General features: G+C 71.5%; 23 protein-coding genes and 2 pseudogenes. 18 read left to right on the top strand and 7 right to left on the bottom strand.

Annotation, left to right across the window (positions count from 1 at the left end; translation table 11 throughout):
- The first annotated feature begins 59 nt into the window (after window positions 1-59).
- From LUX31_RS06240 to LUX31_RS06230, 3 genes are all read left to right on the top strand, one after another.
- A complete protein-coding gene (locus tag LUX31_RS06240) occupies window positions 60-971 on the top strand; it encodes a UTP--glucose-1-phosphate uridylyltransferase (RefSeq protein WP_235473743.1) in 912 nt (303 codons plus the stop codon).
- 143 nt (window positions 972-1,114) lie between these two features.
- Entirely contained in the window at window positions 1,115-1,684 is a 570-nt protein-coding gene (locus LUX31_RS06235; protein WP_235473742.1) for a hypothetical protein, read from the top strand.
- 46 nt (window positions 1,685-1,730) lie between these two features.
- Window positions 1,731-2,429, top strand: coding sequence for a YcnI family copper-binding membrane protein (locus tag LUX31_RS06230; RefSeq protein ID WP_235473741.1), 699 nt, complete (start codon window positions 1,731-1,733; stop codon window positions 2,427-2,429).
- An 85-nt stretch (window positions 2,430-2,514) separates the two neighbouring features.
- On the opposite strand, the gene LUX31_RS06225 is transcribed toward LUX31_RS06230, so the two are convergent.
- Entirely contained in the window at window positions 2,515-3,309 is a 795-nt protein-coding gene (locus tag LUX31_RS06225; RefSeq protein ID WP_235473740.1) for a CDP-alcohol phosphatidyltransferase family protein, read from the bottom strand.
- A gap of 106 nt (window positions 3,310-3,415) precedes the next feature.
- On the opposite strand from LUX31_RS06225, the gene LUX31_RS06220 reads away from it, so the two are divergent.
- The 8 genes and pseudogenes from LUX31_RS06220 to LUX31_RS06185 all read left to right on the top strand — a co-directional run.
- Entirely contained in the window at window positions 3,416-4,393 is a 978-nt protein-coding gene (locus LUX31_RS06220) for a zinc-dependent alcohol dehydrogenase (protein WP_235473739.1), read from the top strand.
- Between the two features lie 100 nt (window positions 4,394-4,493).
- Complete coding sequence (locus LUX31_RS06215) at window positions 4,494-4,892, top strand: 6-pyruvoyl trahydropterin synthase family protein (RefSeq protein ID WP_235473738.1); 399 nt, start codon at window positions 4,494-4,496, stop codon at window positions 4,890-4,892.
- A gap of 83 nt (window positions 4,893-4,975) precedes the next feature.
- On the top strand, window positions 4,976-6,139 hold the full coding sequence (locus tag LUX31_RS06210; protein WP_235473737.1) for a glycosyltransferase family 4 protein: 1,164 nt from the start codon (window positions 4,976-4,978) through the stop codon (window positions 6,137-6,139).
- A gap of 8 nt (window positions 6,140-6,147) precedes the next feature.
- Window positions 6,148-6,555, top strand: coding sequence for a hypothetical protein (locus LUX31_RS06205; protein ID WP_235473736.1), 408 nt, complete (start codon window positions 6,148-6,150; stop codon window positions 6,553-6,555).
- Window positions 6,552-6,731, top strand: coding sequence for a hypothetical protein (locus LUX31_RS06200; protein WP_235473735.1), 180 nt, complete (start codon window positions 6,552-6,554; stop codon window positions 6,729-6,731). The genes LUX31_RS06205 and LUX31_RS06200 overlap by 4 nt, the downstream gene beginning before the upstream one ends.
- Complete coding sequence (locus LUX31_RS06195) at window positions 6,728-6,907, top strand: hypothetical protein (protein ID WP_235473734.1); 180 nt, start codon at window positions 6,728-6,730, stop codon at window positions 6,905-6,907. Before LUX31_RS06200 ends, LUX31_RS06195 begins: the two co-directional genes overlap by 4 nt.
- Window positions 6,904-7,938, top strand: coding sequence for a trans-aconitate methyltransferase (locus tag LUX31_RS06190; protein ID WP_235473732.1), 1,035 nt, complete (start codon window positions 6,904-6,906; stop codon window positions 7,936-7,938). Before LUX31_RS06195 ends, LUX31_RS06190 begins: the two co-directional genes overlap by 4 nt.
- Window positions 7,935-8,990 (top strand): annotated as a pseudogene (locus tag LUX31_RS06185) (lysylphosphatidylglycerol synthase transmembrane domain-containing protein); the annotation flags it as partial. The gene LUX31_RS06190 and the pseudogene LUX31_RS06185, both read left to right, overlap by 4 nt.
- An 80-nt stretch (window positions 8,991-9,070) precedes the next feature.
- Here LUX31_RS06185 and LUX31_RS06180 read toward each other — a convergent pair.
- Complete coding sequence (locus LUX31_RS06180) at window positions 9,071-9,871, bottom strand: creatininase family protein (RefSeq protein ID WP_328285642.1); 801 nt, start codon at window positions 9,869-9,871, stop codon at window positions 9,071-9,073.
- Between the two features lie 38 nt (window positions 9,872-9,909).
- Between LUX31_RS06180 and ribA the strand changes: the two genes are divergently transcribed.
- The 5 genes and pseudogenes from ribA (at window position 9,910) to LUX31_RS06155 (ending at window position 14,286) form a co-directional block, all read left to right on the top strand.
- Window positions 9,910-10,566 (top strand): GTP cyclohydrolase II, encoded by a 657-nt coding sequence (gene ribA / locus LUX31_RS06175; protein WP_235473729.1) that lies wholly within the window; start codon window positions 9,910-9,912, stop codon window positions 10,564-10,566.
- Window positions 10,567-10,669: 103 nt separating this feature from the next.
- A complete protein-coding gene (locus LUX31_RS06170; RefSeq protein WP_235473727.1) occupies window positions 10,670-11,677 on the top strand; it encodes an ornithine cyclodeaminase family protein in 1,008 nt (335 codons plus the stop codon).
- A gap of 74 nt (window positions 11,678-11,751) precedes the next feature.
- Window positions 11,752-12,063 (top strand): annotated as a pseudogene (locus LUX31_RS06165) (FAD-dependent oxidoreductase); the annotation flags it as partial.
- Window positions 12,060-13,115, top strand: coding sequence for a saccharopine dehydrogenase (locus LUX31_RS06160; RefSeq protein WP_235473725.1), 1,056 nt, complete (start codon window positions 12,060-12,062; stop codon window positions 13,113-13,115). The pseudogene LUX31_RS06165 and the gene LUX31_RS06160, both read left to right, overlap by 4 nt.
- Entirely contained in the window at window positions 13,108-14,286 is a 1,179-nt protein-coding gene (locus LUX31_RS06155) for a saccharopine dehydrogenase family protein (RefSeq protein WP_235473724.1), read from the top strand. The genes LUX31_RS06160 and LUX31_RS06155 overlap by 8 nt, the downstream gene beginning before the upstream one ends.
- Before the next feature lie 35 nt (window positions 14,287-14,321).
- On the opposite strand, the gene LUX31_RS06150 is transcribed toward LUX31_RS06155, so the two are convergent.
- The 3 genes from LUX31_RS06150 to LUX31_RS06140 are packed head-to-tail and all read right to left on the bottom strand — an operon-like array spanning window position 14,322 to window position 17,566.
- Window positions 14,322-15,545 carry a serine hydrolase domain-containing protein gene (locus tag LUX31_RS06150; protein ID WP_235473722.1) on the bottom strand — a complete coding sequence of 408 codons (1,224 nt, stop codon included), beginning with the start codon at window positions 15,543-15,545 and terminating at the stop codon, window positions 14,322-14,324.
- Between the two features lie 54 nt (window positions 15,546-15,599).
- On the bottom strand, window positions 15,600-16,982 hold the full coding sequence (locus LUX31_RS06145; RefSeq protein ID WP_235473720.1) for an MFS transporter: 1,383 nt from the start codon (window positions 16,980-16,982) through the stop codon (window positions 15,600-15,602).
- Entirely contained in the window at window positions 16,979-17,566 is a 588-nt protein-coding gene (locus tag LUX31_RS06140; RefSeq protein WP_235473718.1) for a TetR/AcrR family transcriptional regulator, read from the bottom strand. Before LUX31_RS06140 ends, LUX31_RS06145 begins: the two co-directional genes overlap by 4 nt.
- 101 nt (window positions 17,567-17,667) lie before the next feature.
- Between LUX31_RS06140 and LUX31_RS06135 the strand changes: the two genes are divergently transcribed.
- Window positions 17,668-18,105, top strand: coding sequence for a PPOX class F420-dependent oxidoreductase (locus LUX31_RS06135; RefSeq protein WP_235473717.1), 438 nt, complete (start codon window positions 17,668-17,670; stop codon window positions 18,103-18,105).
- Window positions 18,106-18,217: 112 nt separating this feature from the next.
- A complete protein-coding gene (locus LUX31_RS06130; RefSeq protein ID WP_235473715.1) occupies window positions 18,218-20,326 on the top strand; it encodes a tetratricopeptide repeat protein in 2,109 nt (702 codons plus the stop codon).
- 452 nt (window positions 20,327-20,778) lie between these two features.
- Here LUX31_RS06130 and LUX31_RS06125 read toward each other — a convergent pair whose 3' ends face one another.
- The gene (locus LUX31_RS06125) at window positions 20,779-22,491 is read right to left on the bottom strand and encodes a hypothetical protein (protein WP_235473713.1); all 1,713 of its coding nucleotides are present in this window, start codon (window positions 22,489-22,491) and stop codon (window positions 20,779-20,781) included.
- A 286-nt stretch (window positions 22,492-22,777) separates the two neighbouring features.
- Window positions 22,778-24,133: an MFS transporter gene (locus LUX31_RS06120; protein WP_235473711.1), complete on the bottom strand. Its 1,356-nt coding sequence runs from the start codon at window positions 24,131-24,133 to the stop codon at window positions 22,778-22,780.
- Window positions 24,134-24,292 lie beyond the last annotated feature (159 nt).

Here is a 24,292-nt window from a genome sequence, read left to right as displayed (position 1 = left end):
CACGCACCACTAAGTACTACCGACCGATGAAACGTACGCGTTTTCGTACAGGGGGGCCCATGGCCACGATTCGCAGGGCAGTCATTCCCGCAGCCGGACTGGGGTCCCGGCTGCTGCCGCTCACCAAGGCGACACCGAAGGAGATGCTGCCCGTCGGTGACAAGCCCGTCATCGAGCACACCGTCCGGGAGCTCGTGGCCTCCGGCATCACCGACATCACCATCGTCGTGTCCGGCGACAAGGGGCTGATCCAGGACCACTTCCGGCCCAACCCCGGCCTCGTCGACCAGCTGCGCGCCGACGGCAAGTCGGCGTACGCGGACGCCGTGGAGGAGGTCGGCGAGCTGTCCCGGCTCGGCCACATCACCTACCTCTACCAGCAGGGTCCGTACGGCAACGGCACCCCCGTCCTCAACGCCTCGCGCAACATCGGCGACGAGCCGCTGCTGGTGCTGTGGCCCGACGACGTGTTCGTCGCCGAGGTCCCGCGCGCCCAGCAGCTGATCAAGGCGTACGAGGCCACCAACTCCCCGGTCCTCGCGCTGATGCCGATGGACCCGGGCGACTCGCAGCGCTACGGCGTCCCCGTCGTCAAGGAGGACCTCGACGACGGTCTGCTGCGCATCACCGGCCTGGTCGAGAAGCCCCGCCCGCAGGACGCGCCTTCCTCGTACGCGGCCATCGGCGGCTACGTCATCACGCCCGGCATCATCGACGAACTGCGCGAACAGACCAAGCGCTGGTACGACCACCGCACCGGTGAGGTCTACCTCACCGACGCCATCAACGCCTACGCCGCCAACCGCGCCGTCTACGGCCAGGTGATCCACGGCCGCTGGTACGACACCGGCAACCCCCTCGCCTACCTCACCGCCCAGTTCGCGGCAGCGCTCAACGACCCGGAGTACGGCCCGCATCTGCGCCGCCTGGCGAAGGAACTGGAGGACGAGGAGACCGCCGGAGGCGAGTGACCCGCCGTTCCCCGGGCTATTCAGCCCGTTGGGGGTCCCCCCTCTGGGGGAGTTTGAGGACGAGCGCGTTCAGCGCGATACGGGGGTCTGGGGGCGGAGCCCCCAGGTCCGCCGGGGTCCGCCTGTGGGAGGATCCCGGCACGATGAGCGACGCTTCCCCGGCGGTACGGAGTCTGCGCGCCGCGGTGTTCGCCGCGGTGTGTGTGCTGCTTGCCGCTGCCGCGCACGGCCTCGCCACCGGCGCGCCACCGGCTCTGTCGGCCGACGGCGCCGGGTTCGCGGCCGTGTTCGCCGCCGGGTGGCTGCTCGGCGGACGGGAGCGGTCGCTGCCGGGGATCGGCGGCCTGACGCTGGCCACCCAGGCGGGGCTGCACCTCGCGTTCGGGGCGGTGCGTGGCCGGACCATGGCGCCCATGCACCACCCCGGGATGTCGATGGCCCACGCGCACTCCCACGTCATGAGTGCCCACGTCCTCGCCGCGCTGGCCGCCTCCTGGTGTCTGCGGCGGGGCGAGGCCGCGCTGTGGTCGCTGCTGCGCTGGGCCGTCGCCTTCGTACCGGGCCTCGCCGCCTGGTGGCGGGACGCGCCCGCCGTGCCGCCCCGCCCGGCCCCCGGGCGCATGTCGTCGTCGGTCGTCCGGCCGCGCCGGCTGCTCCTCCGCTACGCGGTGAGCGGTCGAGGACCGCCGACAGGGATTCCGTACACGCCCTGAAAGTCCTCGACAGCAGTCACCAGTACGGAAATGCGGAGTTCCGCCCATGTTCCCCACACGCATCACCCTGCGCCGCGCCGGCGTCGTCACCGGGCTCACCGCCGCCGGTGTCCTCGCGGCGGCCGGTTCCGCCTTCGCGCACGTCACCGTGCACCCCGAGAGCTACACCAAGGGCGCCACGGACGGCATCCTGACCTTCCGGGTCCCCAACGAGGAGGACACCGCGAGCACCACGAAGGTCCAGGTCTTCCTGCCCACCGACCACCCCGTCCTCGGCGTGCTGGTCACCCCGGAGGAGGGCTGGACCGCGAAGGTCACGACCACCAAGCTCAAGACGCCGATCAAGACGGACGACGGGACGATCACCGACGCCGTCTCCGAGATCACCTGGTCCGGCGGAAAGATCGAGGAGGGGGAGTACGAGGACTTCGACGTCGCGTTCGGTCAACTCCCTGATGACACGGGCCAGTTGGCCTTCAAGACCCTGCAGACCTACTCCGACGGCAATGTCGTCCGCTGGATCGAGACGCCTCAGACGGGACAGGAGGAGCCGGAGAATCCGGCGCCCTCGCTGCAGCTTGTGGCGGCGCCGGCTTCGGCGAAGAGCAGTGCCGGTCAGGCTGTTTCGGCCTCGGCCAGTGACTCGACGGCTCGTGGGCTGGGGATCGCCGGGTTGGTTGTGGGGGTGCTGGGGCTGGCTGCGGCGGTGTTCGCGCTGGTCAGGGCCCGAGGTTCACGTTCGTAAGGCTGATGTTGGGCGGTTCTTTGGCCGCGGGGCGGTGGGGGCTGGTCGCGCAGTTCCCCGCGCCCCTTTGGGGCGCGGGTGGCCCTCACCGGGACATGGACTCGGCCGGTACCAGTGCGCGCAGTTGCTGTTCCACGTCCGCGTACGACGCGACCGGTGTCGTGCGCGGACGGGACGTGCGGTACAGCCACAGGATGTCGCGGCCGAACGACCAGACCAGCGTGCCAAGGGCCAGGGCGACGACGGCCTGCGTGGCCGTGTGGGGCAGGTAGCCGGAGGCGCCGACCAGGAGCAGGATGCCCTGGAGGGCGGCCACGGTCTTGCGGGCGGTGCTCGGGGGGAGCGGGGCGTTCAGCCAGGGCAGGACGCGGGCGGCGGCGACGAAGGCGTAGCGCATGCCGCCGATCAGCAGGACCCACGGGCCCAGCGACATCGACACGTACACGCTCAGCACCAGGATCAGGAACGCGTCGACCTCCATGTCGAAGCGCGCGCCCAGTGTCGAGCAGGTGCCGGTGCGGCGGGCGACCTTGCCGTCCACACCGTCGAGGATCAGGGCCACGGCCGTCAGACCGACGAACAGTGTGACCGGCGGCGAGCTCTCGAAGGAGTCCGCGACCAGGGCCGTCACCCCGCCGACCAGGGTCGCCCGGCCGAGAGTCACACGGTTGGCCGGGCCGAACGACTTCGACCCGGACCGGTGCAGCGCGCGGGACAGAACGGCCCAGGTGGCGAACGCGAACGTCAGCCCGGTCAGCCAGCCCGCCGGGCCCAGACCGAATGCGGAGCCCAGCAAGACCAGCAACAGGATCTGAATGCCCGCTCCCAGAGCGGTCTCCTGCTGTGCCGGCCTTACGTCGTACGTGTAGTTCAGGGCCACCGCTCGTCCTCCGCCGTATGTACAGAGTGGATCATGCCGCGTACTGTGCGCGGACTGTGCACATCTCGGTACGTGAACAACTTCCCAAGCGTTCAGGAGGACTCCGATGAAGCGCGCCGCACGTGCGTTCTGGATCGGTTCGCCGGACCACGGAGAGATCCGTGACGTCGAACTGCCGGCGCCCGGCGAGGGCGAGGTGCTCGTCCGCACCTTGTTCTCCGGCGTGAGCCGTGGCACGGAGACGCTCGTCTTCCGGGGCGGGGTCCCGGTCAGCCAGTACGCGGCCATGCGGGCGCCGTTCCAGGAGGGCGACTTCCCCGGGCCGGTGAAGTACGGCTACCTCAACGTCGGTGTCGTGGAGGAGGGTCCGGACGCGCTCGTCGGCCGTACGGTCTTCTGTCTCTATCCGCATCAGACGCGGTACGTCGTCCCGGTGGGCGCGGTGACAGTGGTGCCGGACTCGGTGCCCGCCGAACGGGCCGTGCTCGCCGGGACCGTGGAGACCGCCGTGAACGCTCTCTGGGACGCGGCGCCGCTCGCCGGTGACCGGATCGCCGTGGTCGGCGGCGGGATGATCGGCTGCTCCGTGGCCGCCCTGGTCGCCCGCTTCCCGGGTGTGCGCGTGCAGTTGGTGGACGCCGATCCCGGGCGGGCGAAGACCGCCGAGGCGCTCGGCGTCGACTTCGCGCTGCCGCAGGACGCGTTGGGGGAGTGCGACCTGGTCGTCCACGCGAGCGCCACCGAGGCGGGACTCGCGCGCTCGCTCGAACTCCTCAGTGCCGAGGGCACGGTGATCGAGCTGAGCTGGTACGGCGACCGGCGCGTCAGCCTGCCCCTGGGCGAGGCGTTCCACTCCCGGCGGCTCACCGTGCGCAGCAGCCAGGTGGGGACGGTGTCCCCGTCCGCGCGCACCGGCCGTACGTACGCCGACCGACTCGCCCTCGCCCTCGACCTGCTGGCGGACCCGGCGCTCGACGCCCTCATCACCGGGGAGAGCGACTTCGAGGAACTCCCGGACGTGCTGCCGAAGCTGGCCTCCGGAGAGATCCCGGCCCTCTGCCACCGCGTCCGCTATTCCATTTGAACAAGCCGTTGAACAAGCTGCCCTGAGCAGCCGTACTAGTCGGCATGCCCCGGCAGCGATCAGCACGGGGCAAGACGCGCCGCACCTGGAGGGTCGTCCGTTGTTCAGCATCACCGTCCGCGATCACATCATGATCGCCCACAGCTTCAGCGGAGAGGTCTTCGGGCCCGCGCAGCGCCTGCACGGAGCGACGTTCCTCGTCGACGCCACGTTCCGCCGTGAGCAGCTGGACGACGACAACATCGTCGTCGACATCGGCCTGGCCACCCAGGAGCTCGGTGCCGTGGTGAGCGAGTTGAACTACCGCAACCTCGACAACGAGCCCGACTTCGCAGGCGTCAACACCTCCACGGAGTTCCTGGCCAAGGTCATCGCCGACCGGCTCGCCGCCCGTATCGAGAAGGGTGCGCTGGGCGAAGGCGCACGGGGCCTGACAGGCCTGACCGTCACGCTGCACGAATCCCACGTCGCCTGGGCGAGCTATGAGCGTGCCCTGTGACCGACACGACCCTCGACCGCGCGGTTCCCCTTTCCCCGGCGGCCTCTTCGGTCGCCCCGGCTCAGGTACAGGTACAGGCTCACGTGCAGAAGACGCTCAACTACGTGCCGGTGCAGAACGCGGCCCTCAAGAACGCGGCGATCATCCCCATGTCCCTGCGCTCCGTGCACTTCGTGATGCCGGGCGGCGTCGACGACCCGGCCACGCCGAGCGGCGGCAACGCATACGACCGGCGGATCAGCCTCGACCTGCCCGGCTTCGGCTGGCAGGTGCACAAGCACGCCGTCGCCGGTGACTGGCCCCGGCCCGGCGCCGACGCCCGCGCGGAACTGGCGCGGACGCTGCGCGAGCTGCCGGACGGCACGGTCGTCCTGCTCGACGGTCTGGTGGCCTGCGGGGTCCCCGAGATCATCGTCCCGGAGGCCGAACGGCTGCGCCTCGCCGTGCTGGTGCACCTTCCGCTGGGCGACGAGACCGGCCTCGACCCGGCGGTCGCGGCCGAGCTGGACGCCCTGGAGCGGACCGTCCTGCGGGCGGTGCCCTCGGTGATCGCGACCAGCGACTGGGCGGTCCGCCGCCTCGTCTCCCACCACGGACTCGCCCCGGACCGCGTGCACATGGCGGCCCCCGGCGCGGACATCGCCCCCCTCGCCTCCGGCACGGACGGCGTCTCCCGCCTCCTGTGCGTGGCCGCGGTGACCCCGCGCAAGGGCCAGCACCGCCTGGTGGAGGCCCTGGCCGCGGTGACCGACCTGCCGTGGAGCTGCGTCTGCGTAGGCGGCCTCGAACAGGACCCCGAGTACGTCTCCGACCTGCGCGCCCTGATCGCCAAGCACGGCCTGGAGGACCGCCTGCACCTGGCCGGCCCCCAGGCGGGCGCCCAGCTAGACGCTTCCTACGCGGCGGCCGACCTGATGGTCCTGACCTCCTACGCGGAGACGTACGGCATGGCGGTCACGGAAGCCCTCGCTCGCGGTATCCCGGTCCTCGCCACGGACGTCGGTGGCCTCCCCGAGGCGGTCGGCCGCGCCCCCGACGGAGGCGTCCCCGGCATCCTCGTACCCCCGGAGAACCCGGCGGCCCTCGCGGCGGAACTGCGCGGCTGGTTCGGCGAGGCGGACGTCCGCCGCCGCCTGAAGGCAGCGGCGCGAGGCCGCCGAGCAGCCCTGGACGGCTGGGCGGCAACGGCACGAAGCCTGGCCGGCGTACTGGGCCGGATCCCCTGGGAACCTCGGAGGGCGGCATGAAGAGGGCGATGACCATGCCGGCGGCCGGACGGCCGGGTCTGGTGGTGCTCGTGGCCACCGACGCCGAAGCGGCGGCCGTACAGGGACGCCGGGAAGTGTCACTGCTACGACGGGCGCTTCTCCCGGGAATCGAGGAGGCCGACGTGAGACACACGACGACGACGGCCTCGGCCGGATCGGACGCGCTCAGGGACGACGACATCGAGCCGGTCGCCACCCGGGCACACCGGGTCGCTGCCCTGCGCAGTGCCGTCGGGGTACTGGGCCGGATTCCCTCGGGAACCTCGCCGGGTCCGGTGGCCTCCGCGGACGCCGACACCGAGCTGTCCGCTGCTCGGGGACGCCGGGTGGCCGCGTTGCGGAGTCTGGTCGGGATGTCGGAGTGGGCTCCTGGGCGAGTGGGGAGCGCGGCATGAGGAAGGCGATGACGGTGGCGGTTTCGGCCGGGTCGGAGGCGGGGCGGCGGGGTTCGGTGCTGTCCGTTGGCTCCGGCATGGAGCTGGTCGCTGCTCGGGGACGCCGGGTGGCCGCGCTGCGGAGTCTGGTCGGGGCGTCGGAGTGGGCTTCCGGGCGAGTGGGGAGCGCGGCATGAGGAAGGCGATGACGGTGGCGGTTTCCGCCGGGTCGGAGGCGGCGCTGCGGGGTTCTACGACGCCCGTGGACGTCGACGTGGAGCTGGTGGCCGCTCGGGGACGCCGGGTGGCCGTGCTGCGGAGTCTCATGAGGACGCCGGAGCGGACTCCCCCAGAAGCAAGGAGCGCGGCATGAAGAAGGCGACGACGATCACGACTTCGGCGGCGTCCGAGATCCAGCGACGGGGACCGGTGACTCCGGTGGACACGAACTCCAAGCCCGCCGCCGGGATTCCGGCCCAGCCCACACACCGGGACGTCAAGGCAGGCGCCGGGCCGGTCAATCCGGGGGAGCGGGGCACGATCCGGCTGCGCGAGGCCGGGCCCGACGACCCGCCCCGGTACGCGCCCGACTGGCTGGAGCTGCGCGAGGGCGCCGACGCCGCCGCACGCGCCGTCGAACTGCTCGACCCGCTCCGCATCCGGCTGGCCAACCTGCCCGGCAAGGCGGGCGGCCTCGTCGTCCACGACCTGGGCTGCGGCACCGGCTCCATGGGCCGCTGGCTCGCACCCCGGCTCGACGGCGCCCAGCACTGGGTCCTGCACGACCGCGACCCCTACCTCCTGCACTTCGCCGCCGTGGCCTCCCCGCGCGCCGCCGCCGACGGCAGCCGTGTGACGGTCGAGACCCGGCGCGGCGATGTCGCCCGGCTGACCTCCGACGCCCTGGTCGGCGCCTCACTGGTCACCGCGTCCGCCCTCCTTGACGTCCTCACCCGTGAGGAGGTCGACGCCCTCGCCACGGCCTGTGCGGGCGTCGGCTGCCCGGCCCTGCTGACCCTGTCCGTGGCCGGCCGCGTCGAGTTCGCCGCCCCCGACCCGCTGGACGGGGACATCGCCGACGCCTTCAACGCCCACCAGCGACGTGCGGGACTCCTCGGCCCCGACGCGGTCACGGCGGCCTGCGAGGCCTTCGACCAGCGCGGCGCCACCGTCCACGTCCACCCGAGTGCCTGGCGCCTCGGCCCCGTAGAGGCCCCGCTCACCGCGGAGTGGCTGCGCGGTTGGGTGGCGGCAGCGGTGGAGGAACGCCCGTCCCTGAAGCCGAAGGCCGACAAATACCTGGCCGAACGCCTGGAGGCGTGCGCGGCGGGCGAGTTGCGGGTGGAGGTCCACCACAGCGACCTCTTGGCACTGGCGAGGCCGAAGGGCGGGGCCACATCATGAGCATGCAGACGGTCGTCGCGCCCCCTAAGGGGCGCGGGGAACTGCGCGACCAGCCCCCACCGGCCCGCGGCCGACAACTCGCATATCCCGCGGCGCATGCCGATACCCGCCTCCGCAGGACAGCCGTACCGGCAGACGGGCGCGCCTCGGCCGGCCGCGCCGGAGTCATCGGCTTCGTAGGAGACAGGGTCGCCCCCCAGACACCCCGCCCGAGCCGACTCCGCCGAGCCGCCCGAGCCCTGAGGCCCCACCTGGGAACCCTCGCCGGAGCAACGATCCTCGGCGTACTCCTCTGGCGCCTCGGCACCGGCGTCTTCCTCGACGGCCTGCGCCGCATCGACGTACCGACCCTGTTCATCGCCCTCGGCATCGGCCTGCTGACCACCGTGTTCAGCGCCTGGCGCTGGGCCCTGGTCGCCCGCAGCCTGCGGATCAGGCTGCCCCTCGTCCCCGCGATCGCCGACTACTACCGCTCGCTGTTCCTGAACGCGGCCCTCCCCGGCGGCGTCCTCGGCGACGTGCACCGCGCGGTACGGCACGGACAGAGCGCCGGCGACGTCGGACGCGGAGTCCGCGCGGTCGTCCTCGAACGCGCCGCCGGACAGATCGCGCTGCTCGCCGTCGGCGCGGGCGTGCTGCTGACCCAGCCGTCACCCGTGATGGCCGAGGCCCGCCGGGTCGCCCTGATGGCCGCCTTCGCCGCCGTGGGCGCCCTCGCGGTCGTCGCCGCGGTACGGATGAACCGGGCCCCGAGCGTCGCGGCCCGCAAGGCCCGGGCCGTGCAGGCCGTACTCGCCGAGGCCCGTGGCGCCCTGCTCTCCCGCCAGAACGCGCCGGGCGTGGCGCTCTCCTCGGTGATCGTCCTCTCCGGCCACCTCGGCATGTTCGTGGTCGCCGCCCGGGTCGCCGGATCCTCGGCGCCCGTCGCCGAGTTGCTGCCGCTGGCCGTACTGGCGCTGCTGGCGATGGGCCTGCCGCTGAACGTCGGCGGCTGGGGCCCCCGCGAGGGCGTCACCGCCTGGGCGTTCGGCGCGGCGGGACTGGGCGCGAGCATGGGGCTGAGCGTCGCCGTCGTGTACGGAGTACTGAGCTTCGTGGCCGCCCTGCCCGGCGCGGTCGTCCTGGTCGTCCGCTACTTCTGGTCGCCCACGGAGCCAGCCGTGTCCACGGAACCCTCGGTGCTCACCGAATCGTCGTCCCCGGACTCGGTGAGCATCGAGAAATACGCCCCGAAGGAGTCGGCGAAGCTCGCCAGCAACGCCTTCCCCTTTTCGGCGGAACCCAGTGAAGGACGGCCGATGACACCGGAATCGGTGTAACCGGCCATGCCGAGGGTGAGGAGATGCCGGCGGTCGTCGGCGACGAAATCAGAGGTCTCATAACCGGGACGGAGCAATTCGGGATGAGCGTGCAGAAGGATGGAGGTCTCGATTTCCCCCGCGTGCATGTCGGTGAGCAGCGAGGTCACCACTCCGGCCCGCTCGCGCGCCGTCTCCCAGTCCTCCGCGGCCGGGAACAGTGCCATCCGCTCACCGCGCGCGGAGGATTCCTGAACGACGTTGCCCAGTACGTAGTTTCCGCCGTGTCCGTTGACGACCACCAGGGCGTCCACGCCCGAGCGGCGCAGCGAATCGGCGATGTCCCGTACTACCGCGTGAAGGGTCACGGAGGAGATGCTGACGGTTCCCGGCCAGGCAGCGTGCTCGTGCGAGCAGGCGATCGTCACCGGCGGAAGGAGGTGCACCGGGTACGCGGCTGCGATCTCCCGGGCTATGGCACACGCGACCAGGGTGTCCGTCGTCAACGGGAGGAAGGGACCGTGCTGTTCGAAGCTCCCGACCGGAAGAACGGCGACCTGCGTTGAGACGCCGGCGGCTCGCGTCCGTACGTCTTCCGTAGTGTCAACCGGCAACCGTATTCCCGAATCATCCATGTTCTCACGGCCTTTCGTCTCTGCTTAGGAACCAGATCATGACAGAAAAAATTGGCGTACTCGGCAAAGCCTCCCAGCCGTCGGGAGTCGAACGCGTCGTTAATGCGCCGTTGCCCACCGTGTACGGCGATTTCCAGGCGGTCGGTTACATGGACCACGATCGCGGTGACGAGCAAGTGGCGCTGGTCTACGGCGAGATCACCGAGGACGACGTACTCACCCGGCTGCATTCCGAGTGCCTGACCGGCGACGCCTTCGGCTCCCAGCACTGCGAATGCGGCGACCAGCTCGACTCCGCACTGCGCGCGATAGTCGCCGAGGGACGCGGCATTCTCGTCTACCTCAGAGGGCATGAGGGCCGGGGCATCGGCCTGCTCGCCAAGCTCCGCGCGATGCAGCTCCAGTCGGAGGGCCTGGACACCGTCGAGGCGAATCTCGCACAGGGCCTGCCGGTCGACTCCCGCGACTACGGCGTCGCCGCGGAGATCCTCCACGACCTCGGCGTCCGCTCGGTGCGCCTGATGTCCAACAACCCGCGCAAGCGCGAGGCGCTGCTCCGCCACGGCATCAAGATCGCCGAGGACGTGCCGCTGCTGATCCCGCCGTGCGAGAACAACATCACCTACCTGCGGACCAAGCGCGAGCGCCTCGACCACGTCCTGCCGCACCTGGACGCGGTAGCACACTGGTCCTGATCACCTGACCGGGAGACCCGGCCGGGAGTTCCGATCAGGGGGTGTGCGTCACTCCGACGCGCGTGGGGGGTGCAGAAGCCCCGATTCCGGAAAGGAAGAGGGAATGACCGACGATGTCCTCTTCCTCTCCCGGGACCAGGTGACGGCCCTCCTCGACCCCGACACGGCGATCGCCTCGCAGCGCGCGGCGTTCGCGGCACTGGGCGCGGGTGGTGCCGGTGCGCCCGACCTGCCTGATCTACCCGATCTACCCGATCTGCCCGGGAAGATCATGCACCCCAGCCGCTTCGACGACAGTGTGGTCTTCGCGTACGTCTCCCGGCTGTCCAGGGACACCGGCGCCGTGGCGAAGTTCGGCAGCGTCAACCCCGGCAACGCGGCGGCCGGCCTGCCGACCATTCACGCCGTCATCACCGCCCTTGACCCGGTGACGGGCGAACTCGCCGCCGTCATGGACGGCACGGCGGTCACGACCCTGCGTACGGCCGCCGCCAGCGCCGTGGCCTTCGACGCGCTGTCCACCGCCGACAGCGCCGAACTGGCCCTCATCGGCTCGGGCACCCAGGCCCTCGCCCACGCCCGGGCGGTCGCCCGCGTACGGAACCTGAAATCCGTACGGGTGTGGAGCCCCACCCCGGAGCGCCGAGCGCGAGCGGCGGAACACCTCGCGGCCGAACTCGGCATCGCCGCCGAGGCGACCGACACCCCGCAGGAGGCGGTGTCCGGGGCTTCCATGGTCGCGACCTGCACGCTCAGCACCACCCCCGTCGTGCACGGCGCCTGGCTCGCACCCGGCTGCACGGTGGTCAGCGTGGGCTCGTTCGAGCCGACCCGCAACGAGGTCGACGCCGAGGTCCTACGGCGGGCAGCGGCCGTGGTCGTCGACGACCCGGAGACCGCGACGGAGCACGCCGGCCCGGTGATCGACGCCCTACGGGACCGCCTGCTGACCCGCGAGAACCTGATCGGCCTCGGAGACGTCATCACCGGCGCCCGGACCGGCCGTACAGGCCCCGACGACATCGTCTTCTACAACAGCGTCGGGCTCGGTGTGCAGGACGCTGCGGCGGCCTGGGCGCTCGTGCGCGCGGCGCGGGGAGAGGGGCGATGAGCGCCCCGCGGTGGGCGGGCGTCGTCGTGATCGGCGGTGGGGCGACGGGGGCGGGCATCGCCTGCCGGCCGGCCCGCTGGATCCCCCGCCTGCACTAGGCGACGGAACACCGGGCGCCCGCCCTGCTCGACCTGCGTCGCACCGGCGGCCGGGCGGGCCTGTACGAGATCACCCCGGACCACAACGCCCTGATCGGCGAGGCGAGTTCGGTCTCCCGCTTCCTCCACGCGACCGGCTTCTTCGGCCACGGTTTCTTCCAAGGACCGGCGGTCGGCGAGGTGATCCGCGACTCCTACCCCGGCCGCGTACCCTTCGTCGACATCAGCCCCTTGAACGCCGGCCGTCTCGCGGCCGATGCCCTGCGCCCGGAGGTCAACCCCGTATGACCCAGCTCCACTTGTGGCTGCGCCACGAGACCCGCACGACCGAACGCCGTACCGCTGTCGTCCCGTCCGACGCCCGGCGGCTCGTCGAGGAGGGAGTGCGCCTGACCGTGGAGGAGTCGCCGCAGCGGATCTTCCCGATCGAGGAGTACGAGGCGGTCGGCTGCGGTGTAGCCGACGCCGGGTCCTGGGTCTCCGCACCCGAGGACGCGGTGATCGTCGGCCTCAAGGAACTCCCCGACGAGCCGGACGAGTTGCGCCACCGGCACATCTTCTTCGGGCACGCCTACAAGGGCCAGCCGGGCGCGGCCGAGCTGCTGAACCGCTTTGTCGCCGGGGGCGGGGCCCTGCTGGACCTGGAGTACCTGGCGGACGACCAGGGGCGGCGGCTGGCCGCCTTCGGCTACTGGGCCGGATACCTCGGCGCCGCTCTCGCCGTGCTCCAGCACCGGGGGAAGTTGACGACTCCCTTGCTGCCGACCACGAAGGAGGCCCTGGAGGCCGAACTCCGGTCGCCCGGAACCCGGATGAGCGCGCTGGTGATCGGCGCCCTGGGCCGCAGCGGCCGGGGCGCGCGGGTCGCGCTCGACGAGGCCGGCGTCGACCCCACCTGCTGGGACCTGGCCGAGACCCGCGACCTGGACCGGCAGGCCCTGCTGGCCCACGAGCTGATGGTCAACACCGTGCTGACGACGAGCCCGGTCCCGCCCTTCCTCACGGACGAGGACCTCGACACCCCCGGCCGCCGCCTCCGCACCCTCTCGGACGTCACGGTCGACGTCGGCTCACCCATGAACCTCCTCCCGGTCTACGACACGGCAACCACCTGGGACGACCCGGTGCGCCTCCTCCGGGACGAGCCCCCGCTCGACCTGATCGCCATCGACAACCTGCCGTCCCTGCTGCCCCGCGAGGCGAGCACGGACTTCTCGGCCGCCCTGGTGCCCCAGCTGCTCGACTTCGAGGTGGGCGGGGCGTGGGGGCGCTGTCTGGACCGGTTCCATCAGGTGTGCCGCGAACTCGGCATCGTCAAGGAGGAGTTGGGCCATGAGTGAGCCGGTTCCCGCGAGCGGCACCGTCCACTGGATCGGCGCGGGCCTGTCCACCGGCGGCGGCCTGGCCGCGCTGTGCGACAGCGACGCCGTACGAGACGTACGGCTGTGGCACCGCACCGAGGACCGCGCGGCCGACGCCCTCGCCCACCTGGGCCTCACCGGCCGAGCCGAACCCCGCGCCTACACCCTCCCCGCGCTCACGGCCGAACTCGCCCCCGGAGACGTGGTCGTCTCCATGCTCCCGGCGCCCGAACACGCCCCGCTGCTGGCGGCCTGCGTACAGGGCGGCGCGCACTTCGCGTGCTCGAGCTATGTGTCGGAGGCGGTACTTGAGCAAGTACCGGCAGCCGAGGCGGCCGGTCTGGTCGTCCTCACCGAGTGCGGGCTCGACCCGGGCATCGACCACCTCTTCGCCCACAGTCTGGTCACCCGCGCCGAGCACGCGATCGGCGCCGGCACACCGGCCTCGTACCGCCTCACGTCGTACTGCGGAGGCATCCCCGCGGAGCCCAACGACTTCAGGTACCGGTTCAGCTGGGCGCCCGCCGGAGTTCTCAACGCCCTTCGCTCGCCCGCCCGTTACATCGAGGACGGCGCCGAGACGGTCGCCGACCGGCCCTGGGAGGTCACGCGTCCGCATGTGATCGACGGGGAGACCTTCGAGGTGTACCCGAACAGGGACAGCCTGCCGTTCGTCGGCCAGTACGAACTGCCGACGGCGTGGAGAGCGGAGACCTTCGTGCGGGGGACCCTGCGCCTGGACGGCTGGCTGAGCGCCTGGGACTCCGTCTTCGAGGAGCTGAAGGGCGGCGACGACGAGCGGATCGGTGCGCTGGCAAGGGAGTTGGCGGCCCGCTACCCGACGACCGACGCCGACCGCGACCGCGTGGTCCTGGCCGTCTCCCTCGATGTGGACGCCGACGGGGAGGGGCACGGCGGTTCGGGGCGGTCGGCCTGGTCCGGCCGTTATCTCCTCGACCTGGAGGGTGACGCGGCCGAGAGCGCGATGGCCCGCTGTGTCTCCCGCACGCTGGCCCTGGGCGTCCGGCACATCCTCGACGGTTCGCTGCCGCCGGGCCTGAGCCGCGCCGCCGAGACGGCACGGCGTTCGGAGGAATGGCTGAGTGAACTCGGCGGGGAGGGACTGGAGTTCAGGCTCACCGTCGGCTGACGGCGGCGCGCTCCCCGCCAACTGCCCAGCGGCAGCTAATCGGTTACGGCCTCGTGCACCAGCCGTCGGAGATCCTGCCAGTACGACTGGCTCGTCCTGTGTCGTACCTGGGTCATGAACTGCACGGTCAGATCACGGCTCGGGTCGACCCAGAACGTCGTCGTCGCCACCCCGCTCCAGCCGTACGTGCCGAGGCCGGTCGGGGCCAGGGTGCGGTCCGGGTCGATCACCACCGAGACCCCTAGGCCGAAACCGACGCCCGCGTTGCCGGGTTCGTCGTGCGGACGGGCGCCGAAGGTGCGCAGATCGGCGCCGCCCGGAAGGTGGTTGGAGGTCATCAGGGCCACCGTCTCGGGCAACAGGAGGCGCACGCCGTCGAGTTCGCCGCCCCGGCGGAGCATCTCCATGAACCGGTGGTAGTCGTGGGCGGTGACGACCATGCCGCCGCTGCCGGACAGGAACCGGGGCCTGCCCTTCAGTGGCAGACCGAGGGTCGGCTCGATACCGCCGTCCTCGGTCTCCCCGTACAACTCGGCCAGCCGGTCCGCCTGTTCGCCCGTCACACAGAAACCGGCGTCCGTCATACCGAGCGGGCGGAAGACACGGTCGGCGACGAACTCGTCGAGGGGCTGTCCGGACGCCACCTCTATGACCCGGCCGAGGACGTTCGTGGCGACCGAGTAGTTCCACTGGGTGCCCGGCTCGAACTGCAGCGGCAGACCCGCGTACACCGAACAGGTCTCGGCCAGGGTCGAGCCCGGCACCACCGACGACTCCAGATTGGCCTCGCGGTAGAGGGCGTCGACGGGGTGCGAGTGGTAGAACGCGAAGGTCAGGCCCGCCGTGTGGGTCAACAGGTGGCGGATCAGGAGGGGTTGGGCGGGCCGGGTCGTGAGGTCGTCCCTGGAGCCGCCCGCGTACACCTGCGGGTCCGCGAACTCCGGCAGGAAGCGGGACACGGGGTCCGTGAGCCCGAGCCTGCCCTCCTCCACCAGGATCAGCGCGGCCACCGAGGTGACCGGCTTGCTCATGGAGTAGATCCGCCACATCGTGTCGGCCTCGACCGGCAGGTCGGCCGCGATGTCGCGCCGGCCGTGCGTGGTGAGGTGCGCGACGCGACCGGCGCGGGCCACGGACACGAGGAATCCGGGCAGGCGCCCTTCGTCGACATAGTGGGCGAAGTGCTGGTCGAGGCGGTCTAGCGCCTTCACATCCAGTCCGACCTCGCTCGGATCGACCTCTTGTCGCAGCTGTGCCATCGTTCCCCTCCGGTCGCTTGAAGTGCCGTCCTGTCATACCCCGACAGGACCACCTCAGGCCTCAGAACCCCCATGGTGACGCAGAGAGCGGGTGGCCGTCGCCCTGCGATCACCAAGATCCGGCAGTTTCAGGGCGCCCAGAAGCCCTATGGCCGCGATACCCGCGAGCACGGGCAACGCAGTCCGCAGCCCCTCGGTGACGGCGGCGAGCGTGGCCGCCGTGGCCACCCCGAGGACCGGTCCGACGTTCATCGCGGTCTGCTGCAACCCGCCCGCCACCCCCGCCGACTCGGCCGCCGCATGCCGTACGACGACGGCCGTCGCGGTCACCATCACGGTGCCGAAACCCGCTCCGAGCAGCAGGAATCCACCGCCGACCACCCCCGCCCCGGACGCCCGGAACAGCACGAGCACCCCGAGCGCGAGCAGCGCCAGCGCGGCCACGGTCGTACGCCGGGCCCCGAACCGACGCAGCAGCACGGCGGCCACCGGCGCCCCCAGCACCATCGCCACGCCACCCGGCAGCGCGGTCAGACTCGTCAGGAACGGGTCCATGCCCAGCTCGTCCTGGAGCACATAACTGGCCACGAAGAGTGTGCCGAACATCGCAGCCGACGCGGCCACGAGAATCCCCAGCGCGGCCCCCACGACCACCGACCCGAGCACGTCCGGCGGCAACAGCGGGTCGGCGGCACGCCGCTCATGGCGTACGAGGAGAAAGCCCGCGCAGGCCGCCGTGAGCAGCGCGAGGACGGCTGACGCGCTCCAGCCGTGCTCCGGCACACCGACGAGCGTGTGCACGAGGCAGGCGAGGGCCAGCGCGAGCAGGGCGGCACCGGGGAGGTCGAGCCGCGCGCGCCCGGCCTCGGGAGCCGGAGGCGGACCCGGAGCACGTACGACCAACGCCAGGACACCCAGCACCAGCGTCGGTACGACATTGAGGAAGAACACCGACCGCCAGCCCAGGTGGGTCACCAGCACCCCGCCCACCAGCGGACCGGCCGCCGCGGCCACCCCGATCGCACTGGTCCGCCACGCGATCGGCATCCCCAGCCGGTCGGGCGGGAACGCGGCGCGCAGCATCCCGAGCGTGGCGGGTTGCAGCAGCGCGCCGAACACACCCTGGACGACCCGCAGTCCGATCACCCACCCCACCTCGGACGCGAATCCGATGCCCGCAGACACCGCCCCGAAGCCCAACACCCCGATGGCGAACAGCTGTTGATGCCCGTACCGGTCCCCGAGCCGCCCGGCGAACACGAGCAGACTCGCGACCGCGATGAGATACCCGGTGCTCGTCCACTGGACCTCGGCGAAGGAGGCGTGCAGGTCTTGTTGCAGGGTGGGTAGCGCGTTGGTCAGCACGGTCCCGTCGAGGGCGACGACCACCGCCCCGATCACACTGCTCGCGAGAGTGACCCGCCGATGCGCGCTCACCGCTCCTCCGGCCCGAGGTGCGCGGCGAGGGCGGTACGCAGCAGGGGTACGAAGTCGTCGGCCCCGGTGGTGAGTTGGAGGCTGCCCCAGGCCCAGAGCTGGGCGATGCCGTATAGGTTCGCGAGCAACGCGCCCGCGACGAGCCGGGCGTCGGCATCAGGCCTGACCTGCCCGACGAGATCCACGAGCAGCGCGAAGACGGGCAGACTGGCCTCGCGCAGCCCCAACTTGTTGCTCTCCAGCAGATCGTGACGGAACATCAGCTCGTGCATGCCCCGGTTGGCGAGCGCGAAGTCGAGGTACACGCGCCCGAGCAGGGCGATCTGCTCCCGGGGCCCCGCCGTACCGCCGGTCCCGTGCCCACTCTCCTCGATCGCCTGCGCTCCCCTGGCCGCCAGCTCGGTGAAGCCACGGCGGGCGATGGCCGACAGCAGCTCCAGATGGGTCGGGAAGTAGCGGCGAGGGGCGCCGTGGGAGACACCGGCACGGCGGGCGATCTCCCGGAGGGTGAGCGCGTGGATGCCTTCCGTGGTCACCAGGTCGACGCCGGCATCGATCAGGCGGGTACGCAGGGAGTCACTCATAGACACTGTCTACCAGTGCGTGGTAGACAGTGTCTACTCCGCGAGATCGGACCGACCGGTCGGTCGGAATGAAGGATCGGCGGCGCATCGTTGATGTAGTCATGACTCAGGACGACACGCAGGACGCGCTCCTCAAGCTGCTCTCCGAGTACGACGGCGGAGTACTGACGACCCTCAAGGCGGACGGCCGCCCCCAGCTCTCGAACGTCAACCACGCCTACGACCCCGACGAACGCACCGTCCGCGTCTCCCTCACCGACACCCGCGCCAAGACCCGCAACATGCGCCGGGACCCGCGCGTCTCCTACCACGTGACCAGCGACGACCGCTGGGCGTACACCGTGGTCGAGGGTGTGGCCGACCTGACGCCGGTGGCGCGGGACCCGCACGACGAGACGGTCGAGGAGCTGATCCGCCTCTACCGGGCAGCGCGCGGCGAGCATCCCGACTGGGACGACTACCGCGCGGCGATGGTCCGGGACGGGCGGCTCGTGCTGCGGATCAGGGTGGAGAGAGCGTACGGGGTGGCGCGGCGCTGAGTGGGCGAGGGTGGGTGACTCTCCGTCAGGGTGCCCGTTCTGCCGCTAGGGTTGATCCACAAGGCGGCGCAACGGCCGTGCGGGGCGCGGGAGACGGGGAGGGCGAGGGATCATGGATCCGATGTCGATGGGCGCCATCGGTGCGGTACTCGGAGCCGTCGGATCGGGCATGGCCAACGAGGCCGGACGGTGGGCGTGGGAGTCCGCCGGAGGAGTGGTCCGCCGTATCGCGGGGCGCGAGGTCGTCGCACCCACGACCCCCGGACAGCTGACCGAGGTCGCCCACCTCGTCCACGACCGAGTGCGGAACGATCCCCAACTCGCCCACGCCTGGACGCTGTTCGCCCAGGGTGTGCCCGCACAGGGTGGCACCCTCACCGGCACCTTCGCGGGCCGGGCCGGACTGCCGGCCTCCCCGCGTTTCTTCACGGACCGTCAGGAAGCGCTGAAGGCCCTGGACAAGGAGGCCACCCGCGCCTTCGACGGCCGCCCCCGGCTGGCCCTGCTGCACGGCCCCGAAGGAATCGGCACCAGCACCCTCGCCATCCACTGGGGCTGGCGGCAACAGACCCGCTTCCCCGACGGGCAGCTCTACGCCGATCTGCGCACCCTCGGCCCCGACGCCGCCCTCGGCACCCTCCTGCGTCAACTCGGCCTGCCCGACGAGGAGATACCGCCCGCCGCAGCCGACCGAGCCGACCTCTTCCGAAGCTGCCTCAGCGACCGACGGCTCCTCCTGGTCCTCGACCACGCCCAATCGGCGGGCCAGGTAAGGGCGTTGCTCACCTCGGCACCGGGCGTCGTCACCGTGGTCGTCGCCCGGCAGCCGCTCGCCGGTCTCGACGCGCTGCACGTCCCGGTCGGCCCCCTGGCCCGCAAGGACGCCAAGCAGCTGCTCACCGACCTGGTCGGCAAACCCGCGATCGGCGCGGCCCGCGCCACCCTGCCCGGCGTACTGGACCGCTGCGCCGGCTCCCCGTACGCCCTACGCGCAGCGGCGCCCCGCCTGACGGCAGCGGTCCCCGCCCCTGAGAGCCCCGCCGCCGATCCGGCCCTGGACGCGGTGGGCAGGGCAGCCGAGGACTCCTACCGCCTGCTGCCCCCTGCCGCCGCCCGCCTCTACCGCCTGGCAGGCCTGTACGCCTGGCCTGCCCTGGACGCCGCCGCAGCCGCACGGGCCGCCGACCTGGACGAGTCGGACGCGGCCCGCCTCCTCGAAGAGCTGGCCGCCGTGCTGCTCCTCGACCCCACGGACGTCGGCCGCTACCGCTACCGCCCCGCAGTACGCGCCCACGCCGAGCGCACGGCCGCCGCCACCGACGGCATCGCCGCGTGCTCGGCGGCCGTCACCCGCACGGTCGAGCACTATCTCAACCTCGCGGTGGCCGCGGCGCAGGCCGCCCTCCCGGAGAGCTGGCGCGTCCCCGCCGGAACCTCGCCGATCTCGTACGGCGACCGGGGCACAGCCGTCGCCGCCCTCACCGCCGAGGCACAGAACCTGGTCCAAGCGGTGCGCGCGGCGGAGGAGTTCAGCGACTGGGACACCGTCGTACGCCTGTGCCAGGCACTGTGGCCGCTCCAACTCAAGGCGGGCCACCACGACATCCTGCTCCCCGCACTCCAGGCAGGCGCACGAACCGCCGACGCCCACTTCCCGGGCAGCCGAACGGCAGGCTCTCTGCACGCCCAACTGGCTCACACCTACACGGAGTTGCGCCGCTGGGACGAGGCGGAACCGGAGGCCGTTGCGGCGGCCCGTGCCGAGCGGGCCGCCGGACACACGCGCGGCCACGCCTCCGCCGTGGAGTTCCTGGGCCTCCTCCGCTTGCGCCAATGGCGCTTCACCGAGGCACACGACTGCTTCGACGAGGCGTACCGCATCCTCGACGCCATCGGCCCCACCGACGAGGGCGCCGCCGATCTCCCCCGCGCCCGCGCCCTGTTGGAGCGCCACCGGGGCCGCGCACTACGGGGCCTCGGCAGCCGCGAGGAGGCCCGCGAACGCCTGCAACAGGCACTGCGCTTCTTCCGGGCCAGCGGCGAGGCGTACAACACGGCCCGCACCCTCACCGACCTCGCCGAAACCCACCTCGACGACGCGGAGTTCACGGCCGCACTGCCCCTGGTCGACGAGGCGATCGCGTCCCTCGGCCAGGAGAACGCCGGCTACCACCTGACCCACCTGCGGAGGCTGCGGGAGCGGTGCGTGAGCGGCGGGTGAGTGCGGTTCGGCGGGCGCCGGCCTCGCCGTAACGTGCCTGGGTGGCGGGGAGGTTGTGGCTGCGGTGCCGTTGGTCGAGGTGGTGATGGTGGCCCTCGGTCGGGAGGTTGTCGGCCGTCGTCTGGTCGGCCTGCGGAGTTCGCGGAGCGGCGCGTGACTGGGGTTCGGCGATGCGTCGGCTTCGCCGAAACGCTCCTGGTCGGTGCGGAGTTCGCGGATGTGCTGCCGCTGGTCGAGGGGGTGGTCGAGGCTCTCGGTCACGAGGATGACGGCCATCATCTGGCCCCCATGCGGAGGTTGTGGGTGCGGCGGGTGACTGGGGTTCGGCGATGGATCGGCTTCGCCGAAACGTGTCTGGTCGGTGCGGAGTTCGAGGCCTCGCCGCCGCTGGCCGACGAGGCGGTCGCGGCCCTCGGCCAGGAGACTGCCAACCACCACCTGGCAGCCGTGCGTCAGCGTCGGGTGACCGTGGCCCGATGGGCGATCCCGCCCGTCCGTACCGTCAGGCCCTGGGTGATCAGCTCGTCCAGGGACTTGCCTGCGGCCAGCCATGCGTACAGGGCCGTGGCGTATGCGGACGGGTCGGTGTCCGCACCCGACTCGGCGTGCAGGGCCAGGAGTTCGCCGTCGCGTGTGCGGACCGTGCAGTCGGCGGGGCCGCTGACGTAGGCGGTCAGTGCGCACTGCGGGTGCAGGGACAACGCCTCCGTCGTCCACTGTTCCGGCGAGCCGAAGCGCGGGTCGTCCGGTTCGCCGTGCCGGAACACCACATCCGCTAGGGCGAGTTGGTGGGTCTCGCGCGTGTCCTCGTGTGCGGCCGTGTGCAGCTCGCCGGTGCTGTCGGCGGGCGGGTGCGGTCCGGCGTACCGGGTGACCTCGATCTCGCCGGCGCCCAGCAGGCGGGTGAGTACGACCAACGGCACGGTGTGTGAAGGGGGTTCGTACGGTGGCAGGGGGAGCGGTTCGAGCAGGGCGGGTTCGTCCGGTTCGGGGATGCCGAGGGCGTCGTAGAAGAGGCGGCGCAGCCGGGTGGCCGACTCGCCGGGTGCGGAGCTGATGAACTCGGCGGGTTCCGGGCCGGGTCGGTGGTCGCGGACCACCCGCTCCAGCTGGATGCGCAACGGGAGGGTCGGGTCGAGACGCGGGGCGTCGCGCACGAAGTCGTGGACCGGGGCGTCGGGCGCGAGGCCCGAGAGGGGAGCGGCGCCCAGCAGGACGGGGGTGCCCAGCGCCGCCGCGTAGTAGGTGACCGAGCCGTGGTCGCCGATCACCGCGTCCGCTGCGATCAGCGACTGCCGCCAGCCGTGCAGGGGGTCGATCAGCGCGAGCCCGGCACGCCGTGCGCGGTCGAGCCAGGCGCGGATCTGCCCGGGACCGTGTCCGTGCCAGATGTTGGGGTGCAGCACGGCCGCGAACCGGTACTCGTCGGCCGGGAACTCCGAGGCCAGCCGGGGGAGGAGCGACGGAAGGACGTCATCCCCGCCACCGTCGCCGAACAACGACTCGGGGTTCCAGGTGGAGTTGAGGAGTACCAGTCGTTGGCCCGTCCTGACACCGAGGGCGCGGCGGTAGCGCTCGCGGTACGGGCGCGCCGCGAGGATGCGGTCCCAGCAGGGGTCCCCGGCGAGCACGGCAGTGGCCGCGGCCTCGGGGCAGGCGGCGCGCAGTCGCTCGTACTGCTCCGGATGCGAGAGGACGAGCGCGTCCGCGACGGGAACGCCGTGCTCGTCGAGCAGCCACTCGGGCGACATCCCGAAAACCGGCCCGCCGACTTCCGAACCCCCGCCGCCCGCCGTTGGGTGTTGGGTGTTGGGTGTCGCCAGCCTCTTAGTGTATCCGATTCCGTGGGACAATATGGCCAAGTGTCCGATAATGTCCGGGAGTTGACCACCGAAGCTCGCCGAGACAGCCAACGAGACCGGTGTCTCGACAGCCTGCTCCCACGGCAGCACCGGCACCCCCGTCCCCGCCAGCAACTCCTCGACACCCGACCTGAACGCCGACGACTCCGTGCAGGTCACGAGCAGTTGGACCCTGAAGTCGTCGTCGAAGAGCGGCATTATGTCGAGCAGTCGGGTCGCCGAGGTCACGTTGTGGACGACGAGCAGGACCTTGAGGCTCCGGCCCCGCGTGGCCCAGCGTGCCGAGTCGTCCCCGACCGGCACCCGTATCCACCCGGCCCCCGACACTCCCTCGCCCGCCCGCCTCTCGCGCCTGTGATCGGGCAACGATAAGTCAACGGCGGAACCGCGCGCACCGGCCGCCCCTGAAATCGGCCGGTACGCGCGGAGGCTCTGTTCTTTTGTGCTCGTTTTGGCCGATGTTGTTGCGTGAAACGTCAGCTGTCAACCGTGCGACCGGTATCAAGCAGGTATCAAGTGGGGCACTCCGGCCGGAAATGCCAAAGTCTCCGAACAGCCCAGGGCTGTTCGGAGACTTCGGAGGACAGGATCAGGCGGAGACCGTCGCGCGCTCCGCGACGTTCTCGGCGCCACGCTCACCGAGCCGCTCCGTCGGCACCCGGTGTGTCTCGCGTGCCGTGATCGCGGCCAGCACCGGCGGGACGCACAGCGCCGCCGTGAACAGCGCGACGGAGAACCAGTCGTCCCCGTCAGGACCGGCGATCTCCGCGGCGAAGGTAACCGCGAAACCGGCGACGGCGAAGCCGATCTGCGTACCGATCGCCATGCCCGACAGACGGACCCGGGTCGAGAACATCTCGCCGTAGAAGGAGGGCCAGATGCCGTTCGCGGCGCTGTAGACCACACCGAAGGTGACGATGCCGAGGACCAGGATCAGTGGGTACGAGCCTGTGGAGATCGCCCACAGGTAGACGAACATCATGACCCCGCTGCCCGCGGCGCCCGCCAGGAACACCGGGCGGCGGCCGATGCGGTCGGACAGCGTGGCCCACAGCGGGATCGCGGCCAGCGCGACCAGGTTGGCGAGCGCGGCCACCCACAGCATGGACGAGCGGTCCATGCCCACCGCGTCACTGGTCGCGTACGCCAGCGCCCACACCGTGAAGATCGTCGAGACCGAGGCGACCAGCGCACCCGCGATCACCCGCAGGACGTCCGCCCAGTGCTCGCGCAGCAGAATCAGCAGCGGCAGCTTCACGACACCCTCGGAGGCGGCCTGCTGGGCGAAGGCCGGGGTCTCCTCCAGCTTGCGGCGGATGACGTACCCGACGACGGCGACCGCGATGCTCAGCCAGAACGGGATGCGCCAGCCCCAGGCCAGCAGCTGGTCCTCGGGCATGGCCGCGATCGGGATGAAGACGAGGGTGGCCAGAAGCTGGCCGCCCTGGGTGCCGCTCAGGGTGAAGCTGGTGAAGAAGCCGCGCCGGCCCGGTGGTGCGTGTTCGAGGGTCATGGAGTTCGCGCTGGCCTGCTCGCCGGCGGCCGAGATGCCCTGGAGGACACGGCAGAGCACGAGCAGGACCGGAGCGAGGGTGCCGACCTGGTCGCGGGTGGGGAGGCAGCCGATGAGGAACGTCGAGATGCCCATCAGGATCAGCGTGAAGACCATGATCTTCTTGCGGCCGAGCCGGTCGCCGAAGTGGCCGAGGAAGAGCGCGCCGACCGGGCGGGCGGCGTACGCGACACCGAAGGTGGCCAGGGACAGCAGGGTCGCGGTGGCCGGGTCGGACTCGTCGAAGAAGACCTTGGGGAAGATCAGGGCGGCCGCGCTGCCGTAGATGAAGAAGTCGTAGTACTCCAGGGCGCTGCCGATCCAGGCGGCCGTGGCGGCTTTCTTCGGCTGGCCGCCCGGTGGGGCGTCGAGGGGTGCTGCGGGGACGGACACGGCGTGCTCCTTCGAGGGAACTCCAACGTAGGTGGAGTGAGCGGAGGGGAGAAGTGCCGGATCCCGGGGGGTGATGGGACGGCCGTGCCGGGAGCTGCCGCTACCCGGCTAATTAACCCACTGGATAGTTAGTAGCGGTTGGCTACGGATGTTGCGCTC

The sequence above is a fragment of the Streptomyces sp. GQFP genome, assembly GCF_021545335.1.
In the GTDB taxonomy this organism is placed as follows: Bacteria; Actinomycetota; Actinomycetes; order Streptomycetales; family Streptomycetaceae; genus Streptomyces.
This window is presented reverse-complemented; position numbering and strand designations above follow the sequence as displayed.